Consider the following 14,175-nt stretch of genomic DNA (forward strand, 5'->3'; position numbering starts at 1 on the left):
ATGAGGCCCCCTCTTCAATTCAATGACCGTGTTGCACTCGGTTCCTGCAACCGCCTACTGTAAAAATCGAAGTTAGCCGTTGCTGGCCATCAAGAACATAATCAATTGGATAGTCTGCATGAGGTTCTGGCAGCGTAAATGTACCTAGATTCCGCTCCGTCGTCAGTTGTTGTTTAGTGCGCCAAAACAGCAACGAGCCAAAGGGGTACCCCTTGTAAGCGCTATCAAGTAAATATGCGACTCTGTCCATTTCCCAAACAAAGCCACGCTGAAATGCAGGAATACGAATCTCTCCAGACACAACTGCATCAAGAATTTTACGAATTGAATAATGCTGATACTCCATACGACTCTTCCCTACTCGCATTTTAGATGATGTCAATGTACTCGACTTCTTTCTATAGAATCCACTACTCCGTTTCAGGCCGTTGGAGCTAAAAATTAGCTTCCCCAGTTTTTTAGAGTGAAATCTCTTCGGCACGCTGCCCTACCCAAGTTATTAATCCGGGTGTCAACACTTAATCGTAGTCGAGATATTTTCTAAGCCCCGACCCAACACGTCCCTAAAGCCGTTTGAGGAGGACAGATCACATAGGCATCAACCTTATACAGGCTCAACGCCGCTCCCTCCTGCGCACAAAATTGGCGCACCAGTACCATGCCAGTCCCATATGACCATTTTTCAGACGCCAAAAACCACAAACCCCCGACTTTCTCTAGGAAAATCAGGGGTTTGCGTTTACTGAATATGGCGGTGAAGGAGAGATTCGAACTCTCGATACAGTTTCCTGTATACACACTTTCCAGGCGTGCTCCTTAAGCCACTCGGACACTTCACCGTATCTCGGCAAACCAGTTCAGTCTGTCGAGGCGCGCTAATGTAGTCGAAAGGCTGGCTGATGGCAAAGGTTTTTTTCAGAATTTTCATGCGCTTAGCCGGTTATCCCGATGGGCCTCCTGCGCGCCCTGCCAATGGCGCCGTTCTTGAGCAGCGGCGACGGGTATCTCGCCTGGCGCCGACGCCCGTGTGCAGGCCGCCTACGGGCGGATATGCGGGAAAAGTCTGACTGGGCAGTCAGTCACGGCGCTTTACCGGGCGGGATGGGGTGGGTAACGTCTGCTGCCTATTCTTCCCTTACACGCATCACAAGGAATCGCGTCATGAGTGATTTGATTGCCTACCACCTCGAAGACGGTATCGCGACCCTGACCTTGAGCAATGGCAAGGTCAACGCTATTTCGCCAGCGGTCATCGCGGCGTTTAATGAAGCGCTGGACCAGGCCGAAAAGGATCGGGCGGTGGTGATCATCACGGGTACGCCGGGGATTTTGTCCGGGGGGTATGACTTGAAGGTGATGACCGCTGGCCCTAAAGAGGCGGTGAGCCTGGTGACGGCGGGGTCTACCCTGGCGCGCCGGTTGTTGTCGCACCCCTTCCCGGTGATTGTCGCGTGCCCTGGGCATGCGGTGGCCAAGGGCGCGTTTTTGCTGTTGTCGGCCGATTACCGCATCGGGGTGGACGGGCCCTTCAGCATTGGTCTCAACGAAGTGATGATCGGCATGACCATGCACCACGCCGGTATCGAGTTGGCGCGCGATCGCCTGCGCAAGTCGGCGTTTCATCGTTCGGTGATCAACGCCGAGATGTTTAACCCGCAGGACGCCGTCAGCGCCGGGTTCCTCGACAAGGTAGTGGCGCCGGATGATTTGCAGGCAGCGGCCCTGGACGCGGCGCGTCAGTTGCAAAAGATCAACATGAGCGCCCATAAACACACCAAGCTCAAGGTGCGCAAGGCGCTGTTGGACGCGCTGGATGACGCGATCATTCAGGACCAGACACACCTGGGCTGACCCTCGCTGACCGTCCGTTTGTTAATTGTCGAACCCAGTGTACGACCGTACACTGGTCGACCTTTGTCACAACGGACGGTGTCGATGCTCTCTTTGATACGCATGTTTTTAATGGGCGTGCATTTTTTGGTCGCAGGCGCGCTGGGCCTGTTGCTGGTGCTGTGCCGCCCTTTCAACCCGGACAACAGCCGCCTGTGCGCGCGCCTGTATGCAGTGCCGGCGATGTGGATTTTGGGCTTGCGGGTGCGGGCCGACGTTGCCTCGCTGCAGGGCAAGGCCGGCAGTTACGTGCTGATCGCCAACCACCAATCCAACTATGACCTGTTTGTGTTTGGCACCGTCGTGCCCCGGCGTACCGTGGCCATGGGCAAAAAAAGCCTGAAGTGGTTGCCGTTCTTTGGCCAGATCTTCTGGTTGGCGGGCAATGTGCTGGTAGATCGAAGCAATGCCTACAAAGCGCGCCGCTCGATGTTGGCCACCGTCAAAACCTTGCAACAAAAAGACACGTCCATCTGGGTATTTCCCGAGGGCACGCGCAACCTGGGACGGCCGTTGTTGCCGTTCAAAAAAGGCGCGTTCCAGATGGCGATTGCCGCTGGCGTGCCGATCATTCCCGTGTGCGCCAACAAATATGCCAGCCACCTGCAACTCAATCGTTGGAACAGTGGCGAGGTGTTGATTCGTTCACTGCCAGCTATTCCTACAACCGGGATGACCACGGATGACATTCCAACGTTAATGCAGGCCTGTCGCGAGCAAATGCATGCGTGCATCGAAGCGATGGAGCAACAGCAAGAAAGTGCCTGAACAGGCGAACTCGGTTCACGCTAAGCTGCCCAACACCCGTCCCTCCCAACAAGAAGCGAAGTGCATTATGGGTAGAGTTGTTGCGGCAGCCGTTTACAGCGCCGGTAAGAAAGTCACTGATATCACCCTTGATGAAGGCGCGGCCTGGGCCGCCAAACCCGGGCACTTTGTGTGGATCGGCCTGGAGGAACCCAACGCTCAGGAACTGGCCAACCTGCAACGCCAGTTCAATCTGCACGAACTGGCCATTGAGGACGCCCTGGAAAAACACAGCCGGCCCAAGCTTGAAACCTTTGGCGACGCACTGTTTATCGTGACCTACTCCCCGGTGCGCGAGAACGGCAAGCTGGTGTTTATCGAAACCCATATCTTCGCCGGCAACGGCTACATCATCACCGCCCGCAACGGGCATTCAGCGTCCTACGGCTATGTGCGCCAGCGCTGTGAGGCACGTCCGCTGCTGCTGGAGCATGGGGAAGATTTTGTCCTGTATGCCCTGCTGGATTTCGTCACGGAAAACTACCAGCCAGTGAGCGAGGCGATTCACGCCGAGATCGACGAACTGGAACGCAACGTGTTGTGCGACTCACTCAATGAGCGCGACATCCAAAACCTGCACGGGCTGCGCCGCGATGTGCTGCGGCTGCGACGGTACGTGGCGCCGATGGTGGAGATCAGCGAGGAGCTGCAAAAGCTGAGCTTTCCGTTTATTGACAAGAACATGCGCCCGTATTTTCGGGATGTGCAGATTCATGTCACGCGCCAGATGGAAGACCTGTCCACCTTGCGCGACATCGCCAGCCAGACCATCGAAATCGGCGTGTTGCTGGAGGCGTCACGCCAGAGTGTGGTGCAGCGCAAATTTGCAGCCTGGGCGGCGATTCTGGCGTTCCCGACGGCGGTTGCCGGGATCTACGGGATGAACTTTCAGAACATGCCGGAGTTGCAGTGGCACTACGGGTATTTCACCGTGCTGGGGGTGATCGCGCTGGGCTGTACCGGCTTGTGGGCGAGCTTCAAGCGGTCGGGCTGGCTGTGAGGTGAAGCGGTGGGCTGCTGGCGAGCGCCCACCGCGCTCGAGTGTCAGGCAGCGCCTGTGTGCGGCTTGTGCTCGACAAAACGCATCATCCACTCGGCCACGGTGACACCGTGGTGAGCGCGTTCCAGGCTGGCCACGCCGTGGGTGTAGACCTTTTCACCCAGGGTTGTCTGAAGAATCTCCAGCAACTCGCGGGAATAGTCGTGGATAAACTCCGGGTGCCCCTGGAAGCACAGCACCTGGTCTTCGATCTGATACGCCGCAAACGGGCAGAACTCGCTGGAGGCGATCACCGTGGCGTTTTCCGGCAGGGTGGTCACCTGGTCCTGGTGGCTGATCAACAGAGTCAACTCTTCCACCACCGGGCTCATCCACGGGGCCTTGGCGTTGAGCGTGTAGTCATGGATGCCCATGCCCCAGCCTTTGCTCGCGCGCTCGGTCTTGCCGCCCAGCAGCAAGGCCAGCAACTGGTGGCCAAAGCACACGCCCAACAATTTGTCGCCGCGCTCGTAACGCGTCAGCAGGTAGGTCTTGAGGGTCTGGATCCATGGGTCGGTGCCGAACGAGTCGGCCTTGCTGCCGGTGATCAGGTACGCGTCGAACACTTCTTCATCTGCCGGGTACTGGCCTTGCACCACGTTGTACACGACGAATTCAGCGGCAATGGGCTGCTTGGAGAACAGGTTCTTGAACATCTGCCCGTAGCCTTTGTACTGATCGATCAGCGCCGGGCGCAGGATATCGGTTTCCAGGATGCACACGCGTAACGACATAAAAAATACCTGACACGGCGATGGGAATAATGAACACCCCAGAGCCTGCCTTGAAATACCCCCGCAAGGCAAGCCCACACCGGCTCAAAAACGTCAGCACGTCACGTTCAGTCAGGTGCCATTGAAGGTGCATCGACCTCGGCCCACACACTCGGACGAACGGTAGGTAGCTATGAAAATACCCTGATTAATCGTTTAAGCTGTCTAGCTATGGGGCTGGCGCGAAGATGGCAATAGGCCTCATAGCGTTTTTAGCTAATTACGTTATTTATTGAGACTAAATGGGTCTAAGCCGCCAAGAACGCGCGCTCTAAGGTTGAATCTGTAAGAGGTAACTGCCGGGTTTTGCCGGAGTGCCTGTAAGAAAAAAGTCATGTCGCACGGTCATAGTGAAATTGACCGGCACGTATTTGATGGTCAGGAATAACAACAAAAGGCAGTCAGCCATGTTCAAGCATTCGAAAGTTCGTCAAGCGGGACTCATCCTGTTCGTCACCACTCTGATCCTGATTGTGCCCAATTTGACCAAGGTCATTGGGTGACTCACCCCTACCCCATGTCTGGCGCGGCGACAGCGCCAGCAGTGCGATCTTTGGCAGCCTCTGCCGGGACATTGCGTCACGCGGTCCCGTTGTAGGGCTGCCGTTTTGCGTGCCGGTTAGCGGGGGTTTTCCGGTAAGGTGAGGGTTTTGCGTCACACTCATCCGGGGTTATTTTCTTGAAACAGCTTATTGTCCTGCTGGCCCTGTTGCTGGCGTTGCCCGCCTCTGCCGCGCCATTGACCGTCGAACTCGATCACACCAGCAAGACCTGGCAGACCGCCGAGCTGCTCAAGCACCCGGATGTACAAACGGTGCACATCGTTGATGACGTGTCCTACAAACGCGAGATGACGTATCGTGCAGTGCCATTAGCGGCGCTGTTGCCCGGCATCACCCCGCACAACCATCTGCAAGCCGTCGCGCTCGATGGCTTCGCCGCAGAGCTGGACGCTGCGCCGCTGCGGTCCAAGACCGGTGCACGGGCATGGCTGGCAATCGAAGACCCTGCACACCCCTGGCCGCCGCTGGCAGACGGCAAACCCAGCGCGGGCCCGTTTTACCTGGTGTGGACCGACCCGCAAGCCGGGCCCATCAGCCCTGAGCAGTGGCCGTTTCAAGTCTCCTCGATCAAACAACTGAAGACCGTGGCCGACCGGTTTCCAGCGTTGTTGCCAGACCCGGCGCTGGCCGCCAACGACCCGATCAACCAAGGGTTCGCGCTGTTTCAAAAAAACTGCCTGGCGTGTCACCGGCTCAATGGCGCGGGGGACGCGCAAGTGGGCCCCGACCTGAACATTCCCTACAACCCCACGGAATATTTCAGCGGGGATTTTCTCAAGCGTTACATCCGTGACCCGCAAAGCCTGAGGCATTGGCCACAAGCGAAGATGCCAGCGTTTGCCCCCGGCGTATTGCCGGACGGGGAGCTGGATTTGCTGGTGGGGTACTTGAAGCACATGGCCGGGCGCAAAGTGCAGCCCTAATGCCTACTGCCCGTCGGGAACAGGGACTACACCCGACTCGGCCGCAATCTGCGTCTACGCGTCCTGCATCACCCACGTGTCTTTGGTGCCGCCGCCCTGGGATGAGTTGACCACCAACGACCCTTCGCGCAGCGCCACCCGGGTAAGGCCGCCGGGCACGACGCGGGTATGTTCCCCGGAGAGTACAAACGGTCGCAGGTCGATATGACGCGGTGCAATACCGCTGTCGACAAAGGTCGGGCAGGTGGACAAGCTCAAGGTCGGCTGGGCGATGTACCCGTGAGGGCGTGCCTTGATGCGCTGGCGGAAGTCCTCGATCTGGGCCGCCGTGGCCGCAGGCCCCACCAACATGCCATGGCCGCCACAGCCCTGGGTTTCCTTGACCACCAACTGCGGCAGGTGGGCCAAAACGTGGGATAACTCGTCGGGCTTACGGCACTGGAAGGTCGGAACATTCCTCAGGATCGGTTCCTCGTCGAGGTAAAAACGCACCATTTCCGGTACGAAAGGGTACACCGACTTATCGTCCGCAACGCCGGTGCCGATGGCATTGGCCAGCACCACGTTGCCGCTGCGATAGGCCGCCAGCAGGCCTGGCACGCCGAGCACGGAGTGGGGGTTGAAGGCCAGAGGGTCGAGAAACGCATCGTCGAGGCGCCGGTAAATCACGTCCACCGCTTGCGGGCCTTCGGGGGTGTGCCGGTACACCCGCTCATCACGCACGAACAGGTCCGCGCCTTCTACCAGGGCCACGCCCATGTCCCGGGCGAGGCCGGTGTGTTCAAAGTACGCGCTGTTGTAACAGCCGGGCGTGAGCAGCACCACGGTGGGGTTATCTCGCGGGCTGGCGCTTTTCAGGGTGTCGAGCAGCAGGTCGGGGTAGTGGTCGATGGGGGCGATACGCTGGGCAGCGAACAATTCAGGAAACAGGCCTGTCATGAGCTTGCGGTCTTCCAGCATGTAGCTGACACCGCTGGGCGTGCGCAGGTTGTCTTCCAGGACGTAGTAAGTGCCGTCGCCATCGCGTACCAGGTCGATACCGCTGACGTGGGAATACACCTCACGGTGCAGGTCCAGGCCCTGCATCGCCTGTTGATAGTGCTCGTTGGCCAGCACATATTCGGCGGGCACGATCCCCGCCTTGATGATGCGTTGGTCGTGGTACAGGTCGGCGAGAAACCGGTTCAGCGCCTGCACGCGCTGGATACACCCGCGCTCAATCACACGCCATTCATCGGCGCGAATCAGGCGCGGGATGAGGTCGAAGGGGATCAGACGCTCGGTGCCCTGCTCATCACCGTAAAGGCTGAACGTGGCGCCCACGTCCCGTAGCCGTCGTTCGGCGGCACGCTGGTGCTGGGCTATCTGCCGGGCAGGCATCGCGGCCAGCCAGCGGGCGAGTTCGCGGCAATGGGGGCGCACCTGCCCTGCCCCGTCGTACATCTCGTCGTAAGTGCGGATCATGCCGTACTCCTTGTCACCCAGGCGCGACCGTCGTCGCGATGCCCGTGCCATCGGCATAAACACTTTGGGGTCAATCCATCGAACGGCACCGGGCGCCGTCACACCGTCCTGGTGCCTGCGCGGCCCGCTGCCATGGCCCGCACTTGATTGCAATGCGGGTCAAAACTATCAACAGCATAGTCAGAGTTGATTTCACTGCCCGGCAAACGTTGCGGATAATCGCCCACATCGGCTGAACAGGACGTGTCCTACAGCAACACCCTGCGCTCCATGGGTAACGTGACACCGTATGGACTGATCGGCTCCTCTCTTTTTTCGATCTTCCCTTTGACCGCCCTACTTGGGTGGTTTTTTTTGCGCGCAATAAAGCGGGCCCTAAACAAAATCGGCCAGCCCAGAGGCCAGCCGATACGCTGCGTCGTGCATTGCGCTACATGGGTAAACCACGCACCTCCTGCTTCACGCCCCATCCTTCGAGGATGCCGCCCAGCGGTTCGACCACCGCTTCAAAGTCTTGCTCGAAATCTCCTATGCCGTCGTAGGTCGCGAACATGATCTTGCTCAACTCCAGGTGCCAGGCGCCGTCGTCGCGCGCGCTGACCTGGGCATTCAGGGATTCTCCACGAAACCGGCCCGCAGCCCGACGCGCCCGTTCCTCATCCGGGAAAATGGCGTAGAACTCAATGGGGTGGAAACGGGAGAAGTCGAAGCCGCCCTCTTTCATGCGGCGCAACACGTGGGTGCTGATGTCTTCTTGATAGGCTGTGCTCATGAAACGTCCTCCTCAAACCGATGGATAGACTTTCCGTGCTTCCCAAGACCTGCACCGAAGGGGCGCGGGCCTGACGCAAAAACGTGACTTCCGGGAAACAAGCATGTAGCTGACAAGACCAGACCTTAGCGATTCATTCGCTGATCTCGCTTGCAGAGTAGCGCGAAGCCCTGACCTCCACCAGCGTCTGTTTAAGGGTGTACAGGGAATGTTCAGGCGGCAGGCGAGATGTCGAGGATTTGAATGCTGTTTTGTTCTTTCAGGCTTTTGACCGTGGGTTGGGCGGTGCGGCCCTCCAGGTCGTTGAGGTCCAGCTCTGCCGCAACGGGCAGCAATTTGGCGCGAATCATGTGCGCGGCGTCTTCAAGGCTCGGCTGTTCAACGCAGGTAAATTGCTCGACAGCGCGAACGCCGTGATCGTCAACAAAGGTAATGTTCCACGTTTGCATCAGTGCCTCCTCGATAAAGCCCATGAAGGGGCCTACTTCTATCTGGACCTTGAGCGCCGGAAAAACGTTCCGCTCAAGGCCCGAGGCACTGGATCCGCTGCGTTTACTGTTGCGCGTGGTCACGCAGGGCCTTCAAGGTGTTGAACGGCGCGTCCACCACAAACTTGTTGGCCAGCCAGGACGGCACGCTGCCACCTGGCTCGGTGTGCACCTGGTAGGTCACTTCGGTGAGGTTGTCGCCTTTGGGCACCAGTTTCCAGTAACCGTCCACCTGGGCCACACGCACGTAACCTTTGACCTCAGGCTGATAGGTCGGCACTTCCAGCAGGGTGCGGGTCACGGTGCCGTCGGCGGCCTTGCTGGTGGTGATTTGCAGGATGGAATCGCGGTCGGTCACCGGGAATGGCGCCTTGAACTGGGTGTAGGTCCAGCTTTTATCACCCTCGTGCTTGAGCAGTTTTTGCGATTTGCACTCATGGATCCAGGCGCACGCGCCCGCCACGTCTTCCTGCAAGGCCACGATCTTGTCGATAGGCGCCTTGATGGTAGTGACGCCGCGATAGGCCTTGTATTTGGAGTCGGCGATTTCGCTGAGCGATACCTTGATGCCGTCTTCATCCTTGGCCACTTGCCAGTCTTCGGCGTGCGCCGCGCCCGCAAATAGCACGGTAAACCCGCACAGCACAGCCATTCGTTTCAGTGAACCCATGGTGTTATTCCTTATTGTCGAAGTTCAGTACTTTGAAGAGCCCACTAAGTCGCCGTCATCGCTTCCCACCAGCCGATCAACCTAATCGCTTCCTCGCGGCTGTTGCCGCACACCTCGATGTCTGGCTTGAAACCCCCACACACCGCCGGGCGCTCCGGGCGACCGAACAGTTGGCACAGCTGTTCGACCGACAGATGCAGGCAGCGTTCGCCCGCAGGTTTGCCGCCGGGCATACCCGGCAACGGGGAGCTGATAGAGGGCGCGATGCAACAGGCGCCACAGCCTTCACGGCATTTCATGACGAGCAGATCCTCGACGACTCAGTGTGGATGGCCCGGCTAGAGTACGCCCTTAAACAAGCGTTTTAAATTGGCCCAGCGGGGGTTTTTCAACGAAAACAAAAGTGACTGACCAGTCTGCGACAAAAGGTCAGCCACGCACGTCACGTTTATCAAAAGGTTTATTGCTTGAACTGGAAATCCAGCGCGGCGCCTTCGACTTCGCGCCGCTCTTCATTGCGCAGTTGCAACTGCATTTCGTTGCTGAGCAGCCGGCCATTGATCTGGAAAGCGCTATTGTCGGTGGGTTTTTCGCCAAACATCGGCGGCAACAGCGGGACTTTTTTCGGCGGCGGTGACGCGCCCAGCGGCTGCAAGTGCCGCACCATTTCCACCGGCAGGCTCAGGTCCAGCGTGGCGGGCGGCAGTTGGGTCTGGGCCACCTCGCGGGCCGATTTGGATTTGCTGGCAACCGGAGCGCGTTTCTTGGCCGGGGCCGCTTTTTTGGCCGCGGGCTGCTTGGCGGGGGCTTTTTTCGCCGGGGCTGGTTTGGGCGTGGCCGCAGGTTTGCCCGCGCTGTGGGCGGCCGGTGCCTGCTCGCTCACGGGGGCGGCCTGCGCGGGGCTGGCGCCCCACAGGCTCAACAGACCGATCATCAACACAGCGGGAAGAGTAGATGTCATATCGCCAACAGCATTAACGGCAGAAGGCCATATGCTCGCTTGTTGGGGGCAGCATGACAAGCATGCTAATTAGCCATCGTCCCCATTCACCGCGTCAGAATCCGCCCGTGGCTTCCTGACACAACTGGCTGGCGAGCATGCCCAGGGTCATCAACGCGCGTTCGGCCTCGCGGTTCCACGGCGTGGCGCAGTTGAGGCGGATGCAATGGTTGAATTGCTCGGTGTTACTGAAGATCAGCCCCGGCGCAATGCTGATGCCTTGCTGCAGCGCGCGCACGTGCAGTTCCTGGGTATTGACCCGGCCCGGCAGACTGACCCACAGGATGAACCCCCCGGTGGGACGGCTCATTTGCGTGCCTTCGGGAAAATACTGCTGCACCGCCAGCTGGAAGGCGCTGAGGTTCTTGCGGTACTCCTGGCGGATATAGCGCAGGTGCCGGTCGTAGCCACCGTTTTCCAGATACGCCGCCACGCCCATCTGGGTGACGCTGCAGGCCGAATGGGTGCTGAACATTTGCAGGCGCTGGATTTCCTGCTGGTACTTGCCGGCAATCATCCAACCAATGCGCACCCCCGGCGACAGGGTTTTGGAGAAGCTGGAGCAGTAGATCACCCGGTCCAGCCGGTCGTAGGCTTTCAGGGCCTTGGTGCGGCCCAGTTCAAACATCAGTTCGCCGTAGATATCGTCCTCGACGATCTGGATGTCGAAGTCCGATGCCAGGCGCAGCAACTGTTTCTGCCGCTCTTCAGGCATGGTCCCGCCCAGCGGGTTACTCAAGCGCGTGGTCAACACCAGCGCCTTGATCGACCACTGGTTGGCCGCCAGTTGCAGGGCCTCCAGGCTCATGCCTGTGGCGGGGTCACTGGGGATCTCGATGACTTTGAGGCCCAGCAAGTCAGCCAACTGCAACAAGCCGTAATAGGTCGGTGATTCCGCCGCAATCAGGTCGCCCGGCCGGGTCAGCACGCGCAATGACATCTGCAAGGCGTCCACACATCCGTGGGTAATCACCACCTCGGAGGGGTCGACCACCACGCCCGCATCGCGCATGCGAATCGCCACTTGGCGGCGCAGTGGCTCAAAACCCGGGCTGAACATGTAACTGAACGCACGCGGGCTCTGAAAGCGCGTGACCTTGGCCAGTTGCTGGTGCAATGCCCGCACCGGCAGGTAGTCGACACTGGGCACTGCCGCGCCGAGCGGGAACACCCCTTCGCGCCGCGACTCCACGAGCACTTGCTGAATGATGCTGCTGCGGGTGACCAACCCGGGCCGCTCCACGCGGGCGATGTCCGGCGTCGGCGCGGTGAGCGCCGGCGTCTGGTGCACGTAGTAGCCGGACTGCGGCCGTGCGCGGATCAGGCCCTGGTCTTCCAGGTTCGCGTAGGCCTGCAACACCGTGGCGTGGCTGACGTTGAGCTGGGAGCTCATTTTGCGCACCGACGGCACGCGCTCGCCCGGCTGGTAGACACCGCGTCGGATATCCTCAGCCAGTTGCTGGGCGATACGTTGGTAAAGCAAAAGGTTGGTCATGACGCAGCACTCGATTTCACGGGTATTTTATTTTTGTGTGAAACATACCGGCACAGTTTAGAAGTGTACGGGGACAGTTGTCACGATAGTCGAGCCTTTGCGCCAGTGACAGGAAAAACTGTCAGTGCCGTGAACAAAAAATCGGCGGTAATAAAAAGCCCGACCAATGGCCGGGCTCGGGTTTATCGCGCCGGGGTCAACGGGCGGCGCCCAACTGGCCCTTTTCATCGGAGAACACGATCTCGACCCGGCGATTCTGCGCCCGGCCCCGCTCCGACGCGTTGACGTCCACGGGGTATTGGTCGCCGTAGCCTTGCACCTCGATGCGCTGCTCATCGATGCCCAGGTCCACCAGCACGTCCGCCACCGCTTGTGCACGGTCTTTGGACAGCTTGAGGTTTTCCGGCTGGCCGCCTGTGCTGTCGGTGTAGCCCTCAATGCGCACCACGCGCTTGGGGTTGAGTTGCAAAAACTGCACGACTTTGAGCACGGTACGGTTGGCAGAGCTTTTAAGTTCGGCTTCACCGGTGTCGAACAGCACGTCGCCCAGGGTCATCACCAGGCCGCGATCGGTCTGGGTGGTGGTGAGGCTGGCGATCTGCTCTTCGAGCCACTTGCCTTGCTGCTGCACACTGACCAGTTTGCTTTCACGCAGGGCCAGTTGCAGGCGTTGGCGTTCCAGCTCCAGCTTGGCGCCGCGTTCCTTGTTCAAGGCCTGCTCGGTGTGTTCACGGGCAATCGCGCTGTAGCGCTGGCTCAGGTAGGCGTAGTGCGCCACGTCGGCGCCGTTGCCCCAATAGTTGGAAAACCGATCGGCACGGGCCAGGGATTCACCGGCGCGGATCACGTCTTTGGGCGCGATACGCAGCACGTTGGAATCTTCCTTGACCTTCTGGAAGTCGTCGTTGGCTTGTTGCAGGGCGGCATCGCTGTCGGGGTGGGTGGCGCAACCGCCCAACACCACGCTGCCCAGCAGCACGGCACCGCTCAATCCACGCAGTAGCGGGCTCATTGGGCTTCTCCCAACTGCAACTGTTTGCGCAGACGGGTAATGCGGGTATTGAGCACGTTCAATTGTTCCTGGCTTTTTCCGGTCAACACTTTGGCTTCGGCCAGGCGGGCGTCCAGCTCGGCCTCCTCGGCCTGCATGCGCGCGTTCTTGTAGGACTGTTTGGCCATGTCGGCCTGGGCCCGGGCGAACTTGCCTTCGGCCACTGTCAGCTCGGGTGATTCCTGGACGGTGGCGCCCACGGCACTAGCTTGCTCCAGGGCCTGGCGGGTGAGGCGAATTTGCTCATTCGGCGCAGGATCGGCTGCACATCCCGCCAGGGCGACAACGGCGAGGGCCGCAAAAAGAGGTCGAAGTGTCACGTAAAATCCCTACTGTGTTGGGGTGCCGACGGGTTGCTGCAATTGCGCTTTCCAACGCTCAAGGTTGCGCTGCAATGCCGCTTGCGCCAGACCGGACGCGGGCAATTCTGTCATCTTTTTGGCGAGCTGTCCGCGCAACCACGGATCATTGCAGGCCGAGTTGTGGGAAATCGCCAGGTACAGACCCGGCTGGTCGACAGGTATTTCGCGGGCCGACAGGTCGTTGCTCATGCCCAGGCTCTGGGCCATGGCCATGCCCGAATAACGCCCCGCGATCACGTAGTCCACTTCGCCCAGCAGCAGTTTCTGGAAGGCCGGGGTCAGGGTGGGCAAGCGTTGCAGGTCCAGGTGCTCACTGGCAAAGGCGTCGAAACCGGCACTCAACCGGGCCTTTTCGGACACCGCGCCCTTGTGCCCGTGCAGGTCGCCGGGCTGGCTGTAGGCCAAGGTCGAATCCTTGCGGGTCCACACCAGGTAATTGAGTTGCACCACGGCGGGGTGGATGTAGTCGAAGGCGTCCAGCGCGCCGAGGCTCATCGGTGCGTCCGCGAGGATGTCCATGCGCCCGCTGCGCACTTCTTCTTGGGCCAGGCTGCGTTTGCCGCCGTAGAGCAGGTCTATTTTCAGGCCCAGGTCACTGGCCACTTGCTGCAACACATCCGCGGTGGCGCCGATCAGGTGCGTGGGGTCTTGCGGGTCGCGCCAGAGCAAAGGCGGCGCATCGGGGCTGCCGGTGATCACCAGCCGCTCGCATTTGCCGGCCGCCAACGCCAGGCTTGGCAGCAGGCAAACGCCCAGCAGTAGGGTGCAAAGGCGCAGTTGCATGGCAGTTTCTCCGGTGTTCAAAAAAGGCGCGCAAAAAAAAGGTTCTTCACGGAATCCCGGGAAAGACAGAAACAAGAACGCCGGTTTAATGGATG

The 14,175-nt window shown here is 59.6% G+C and carries 16 protein-coding genes and 1 tRNA gene; 4 read left to right on the top strand and 13 right to left on the bottom strand.

What is annotated here, in order from left to right; translation table 11 throughout:
* Positions 1-19: 19 nt before the first annotated feature.
* Together ACW9H9_RS26905 and ACW9H9_RS26910 are read right to left on the bottom strand one after the other, a co-directional pair.
* Positions 20-346, bottom strand: a complete 327-nt coding sequence (locus ACW9H9_RS26905) for a DUF262 domain-containing protein (protein WP_457346363.1) — start codon at positions 344-346, stop codon at positions 20-22.
* 403 nt (positions 347-749) lie between these two features.
* Positions 750-839: transfer RNA gene (locus tag ACW9H9_RS26910), tRNA-Ser, on the bottom strand.
* Between the two features lie 322 nt (positions 840-1,161).
* Between ACW9H9_RS26910 and ACW9H9_RS26915 the strand changes: the two genes are divergently transcribed.
* The 3 genes from ACW9H9_RS26915 to ACW9H9_RS26925 all read left to right on the top strand — a co-directional run bounded on the left by ACW9H9_RS26915 (position 1,162) and on the right by ACW9H9_RS26925 (position 3,697).
* Positions 1,162-1,851: a crotonase/enoyl-CoA hydratase family protein gene (locus tag ACW9H9_RS26915; protein ID WP_457346364.1), complete on the top strand. Its 690-nt coding sequence runs from the start codon at positions 1,162-1,164 to the stop codon at positions 1,849-1,851.
* Between the two features lie 84 nt (positions 1,852-1,935).
* Entirely contained in the window at positions 1,936-2,658 is a 723-nt protein-coding gene (locus ACW9H9_RS26920) for a lysophospholipid acyltransferase family protein (RefSeq protein ID WP_457346366.1), read from the top strand.
* 67 nt (positions 2,659-2,725) lie between these two features.
* Complete coding sequence (locus ACW9H9_RS26925) at positions 2,726-3,697, top strand: magnesium and cobalt transport protein CorA (RefSeq protein WP_457346367.1); 972 nt, start codon at positions 2,726-2,728, stop codon at positions 3,695-3,697.
* Between the two features lie 44 nt (positions 3,698-3,741).
* Here ACW9H9_RS26925 and ACW9H9_RS26930 read toward each other — a convergent pair whose 3' ends face one another.
* Positions 3,742-4,470: an amidotransferase gene (locus ACW9H9_RS26930; RefSeq protein WP_457346368.1), complete on the bottom strand. Its 729-nt coding sequence runs from the start codon at positions 4,468-4,470 to the stop codon at positions 3,742-3,744.
* Between the two features lie 718 nt (positions 4,471-5,188).
* On the opposite strand from ACW9H9_RS26930, the gene ACW9H9_RS26935 reads away from it, so the two are divergent.
* Positions 5,189-5,995: a c-type cytochrome gene (locus tag ACW9H9_RS26935; RefSeq protein ID WP_457346369.1), complete on the top strand. Its 807-nt coding sequence runs from the start codon at positions 5,189-5,191 to the stop codon at positions 5,993-5,995.
* A 54-nt stretch (positions 5,996-6,049) separates the two neighbouring features.
* Here the strand turns inward: ACW9H9_RS26935 and ACW9H9_RS26940 are convergent, their stop codons facing one another.
* The 10 genes from ACW9H9_RS26940 to ACW9H9_RS26985 all read right to left on the bottom strand — a co-directional run bounded on the left by ACW9H9_RS26940 (position 6,050) and on the right by ACW9H9_RS26985 (position 14,080).
* A complete protein-coding gene (locus ACW9H9_RS26940) occupies positions 6,050-7,459 on the bottom strand; it encodes a circularly permuted type 2 ATP-grasp protein (protein ID WP_457346370.1) in 1,410 nt (469 codons plus the stop codon).
* A gap of 430 nt (positions 7,460-7,889) precedes the next feature.
* Positions 7,890-8,231 carry a ribonuclease E inhibitor RraB gene (locus ACW9H9_RS26945; protein ID WP_457346371.1) on the bottom strand — a complete coding sequence of 114 codons (342 nt, stop codon included), beginning with the start codon at positions 8,229-8,231 and terminating at the stop codon, positions 7,890-7,892.
* Positions 8,232-8,443: 212 nt separating this feature from the next.
* A complete protein-coding gene (locus ACW9H9_RS26950; protein WP_457346373.1) occupies positions 8,444-8,680 on the bottom strand; it encodes a hypothetical protein in 237 nt (78 codons plus the stop codon).
* A 103-nt stretch (positions 8,681-8,783) separates the two neighbouring features.
* A complete protein-coding gene (locus ACW9H9_RS26955; protein ID WP_457346375.1) occupies positions 8,784-9,389 on the bottom strand; it encodes an START domain-containing protein in 606 nt (201 codons plus the stop codon).
* Between the two features lie 44 nt (positions 9,390-9,433).
* Positions 9,434-9,688, bottom strand: coding sequence for a YkgJ family cysteine cluster protein (locus ACW9H9_RS26960; RefSeq protein WP_457346376.1), 255 nt, complete (start codon positions 9,686-9,688; stop codon positions 9,434-9,436).
* 161 nt (positions 9,689-9,849) lie between these two features.
* The gene (locus ACW9H9_RS26965; protein WP_457346378.1) at positions 9,850-10,350 is read right to left on the bottom strand and encodes a translation initiation factor 2; all 501 of its coding nucleotides are present in this window, start codon (positions 10,348-10,350) and stop codon (positions 9,850-9,852) included.
* Positions 10,351-10,444: 94 nt separating this feature from the next.
* The gene (locus tag ACW9H9_RS26970) at positions 10,445-11,884 is read right to left on the bottom strand and encodes an aminotransferase-like domain-containing protein (RefSeq protein WP_457346380.1); all 1,440 of its coding nucleotides are present in this window, start codon (positions 11,882-11,884) and stop codon (positions 10,445-10,447) included.
* Positions 11,885-12,080: 196 nt separating this feature from the next.
* A complete protein-coding gene (locus tag ACW9H9_RS26975) occupies positions 12,081-12,896 on the bottom strand; it encodes an OmpA family protein (RefSeq protein ID WP_457346381.1) in 816 nt (271 codons plus the stop codon).
* The gene (locus tag ACW9H9_RS26980) at positions 12,893-13,255 is read right to left on the bottom strand and encodes a DUF4398 domain-containing protein (RefSeq protein ID WP_457346382.1); all 363 of its coding nucleotides are present in this window, start codon (positions 13,253-13,255) and stop codon (positions 12,893-12,895) included. The genes ACW9H9_RS26975 and ACW9H9_RS26980 overlap by 4 nt, the downstream gene beginning before the upstream one ends.
* A 9-nt stretch (positions 13,256-13,264) precedes the next feature.
* Complete coding sequence (locus tag ACW9H9_RS26985; RefSeq protein WP_457346384.1) at positions 13,265-14,080, bottom strand: substrate-binding periplasmic protein; 816 nt, start codon at positions 14,078-14,080, stop codon at positions 13,265-13,267.
* Between the last annotated feature and the right edge of the window lie 95 nt (positions 14,081-14,175).

Source organism: Pseudomonas sp. SDO5215_S409 (genome assembly GCF_054071325.1).

Coding starts and splice junctions, on each gene's coding strand:
- ACW9H9_RS26905 (WP_457346363.1), bottom strand. CDS start 346: ATGGAGTATCAGCATTATTCAATTCGTAAAATTCTTGATGCAGTTGTG.
- ACW9H9_RS26915 (WP_457346364.1), top strand. CDS start 1,162: ATGAGTGATTTGATTGCCTACCACCTCGAAGACGGTATCGCGACCCTG.
- ACW9H9_RS26920 (WP_457346366.1), top strand. CDS start 1,936: ATGCTCTCTTTGATACGCATGTTTTTAATGGGCGTGCATTTTTTGGTC.
- ACW9H9_RS26925 (WP_457346367.1), top strand. CDS start 2,726: ATGGGTAGAGTTGTTGCGGCAGCCGTTTACAGCGCCGGTAAGAAAGTC.
- ACW9H9_RS26930 (WP_457346368.1), bottom strand. CDS start 4,470: ATGTCGTTACGCGTGTGCATCCTGGAAACCGATATCCTGCGCCCGGCG.
- ACW9H9_RS26940 (WP_457346370.1), bottom strand. CDS start 7,459: ATGATCCGCACTTACGACGAGATGTACGACGGGGCAGGGCAGGTGCGC.
- ACW9H9_RS26945 (WP_457346371.1), bottom strand. CDS start 8,231: ATGAGCACAGCCTATCAAGAAGACATCAGCACCCACGTGTTGCGCCGC.
- ACW9H9_RS26950 (WP_457346373.1), bottom strand. CDS start 8,680: ATGCAAACGTGGAACATTACCTTTGTTGACGATCACGGCGTTCGCGCT.
- ACW9H9_RS26955 (WP_457346375.1), bottom strand. CDS start 9,389: ATGGGTTCACTGAAACGAATGGCTGTGCTGTGCGGGTTTACCGTGCTA.
- ACW9H9_RS26960 (WP_457346376.1), bottom strand. CDS start 9,688: ATGAAATGCCGTGAAGGCTGTGGCGCCTGTTGCATCGCGCCCTCTATC.
- ACW9H9_RS26965 (WP_457346378.1), bottom strand. CDS start 10,350: ATGACATCTACTCTTCCCGCTGTGTTGATGATCGGTCTGTTGAGCCTG.
- ACW9H9_RS26970 (WP_457346380.1), bottom strand. CDS start 11,884: ATGACCAACCTTTTGCTTTACCAACGTATCGCCCAGCAACTGGCTGAG.
- ACW9H9_RS26975 (WP_457346381.1), bottom strand. CDS start 12,896: ATGAGCCCGCTACTGCGTGGATTGAGCGGTGCCGTGCTGCTGGGCAGC.
- ACW9H9_RS26985 (WP_457346384.1), bottom strand. CDS start 14,080: ATGCAACTGCGCCTTTGCACCCTACTGCTGGGCGTTTGCCTGCTGCCA.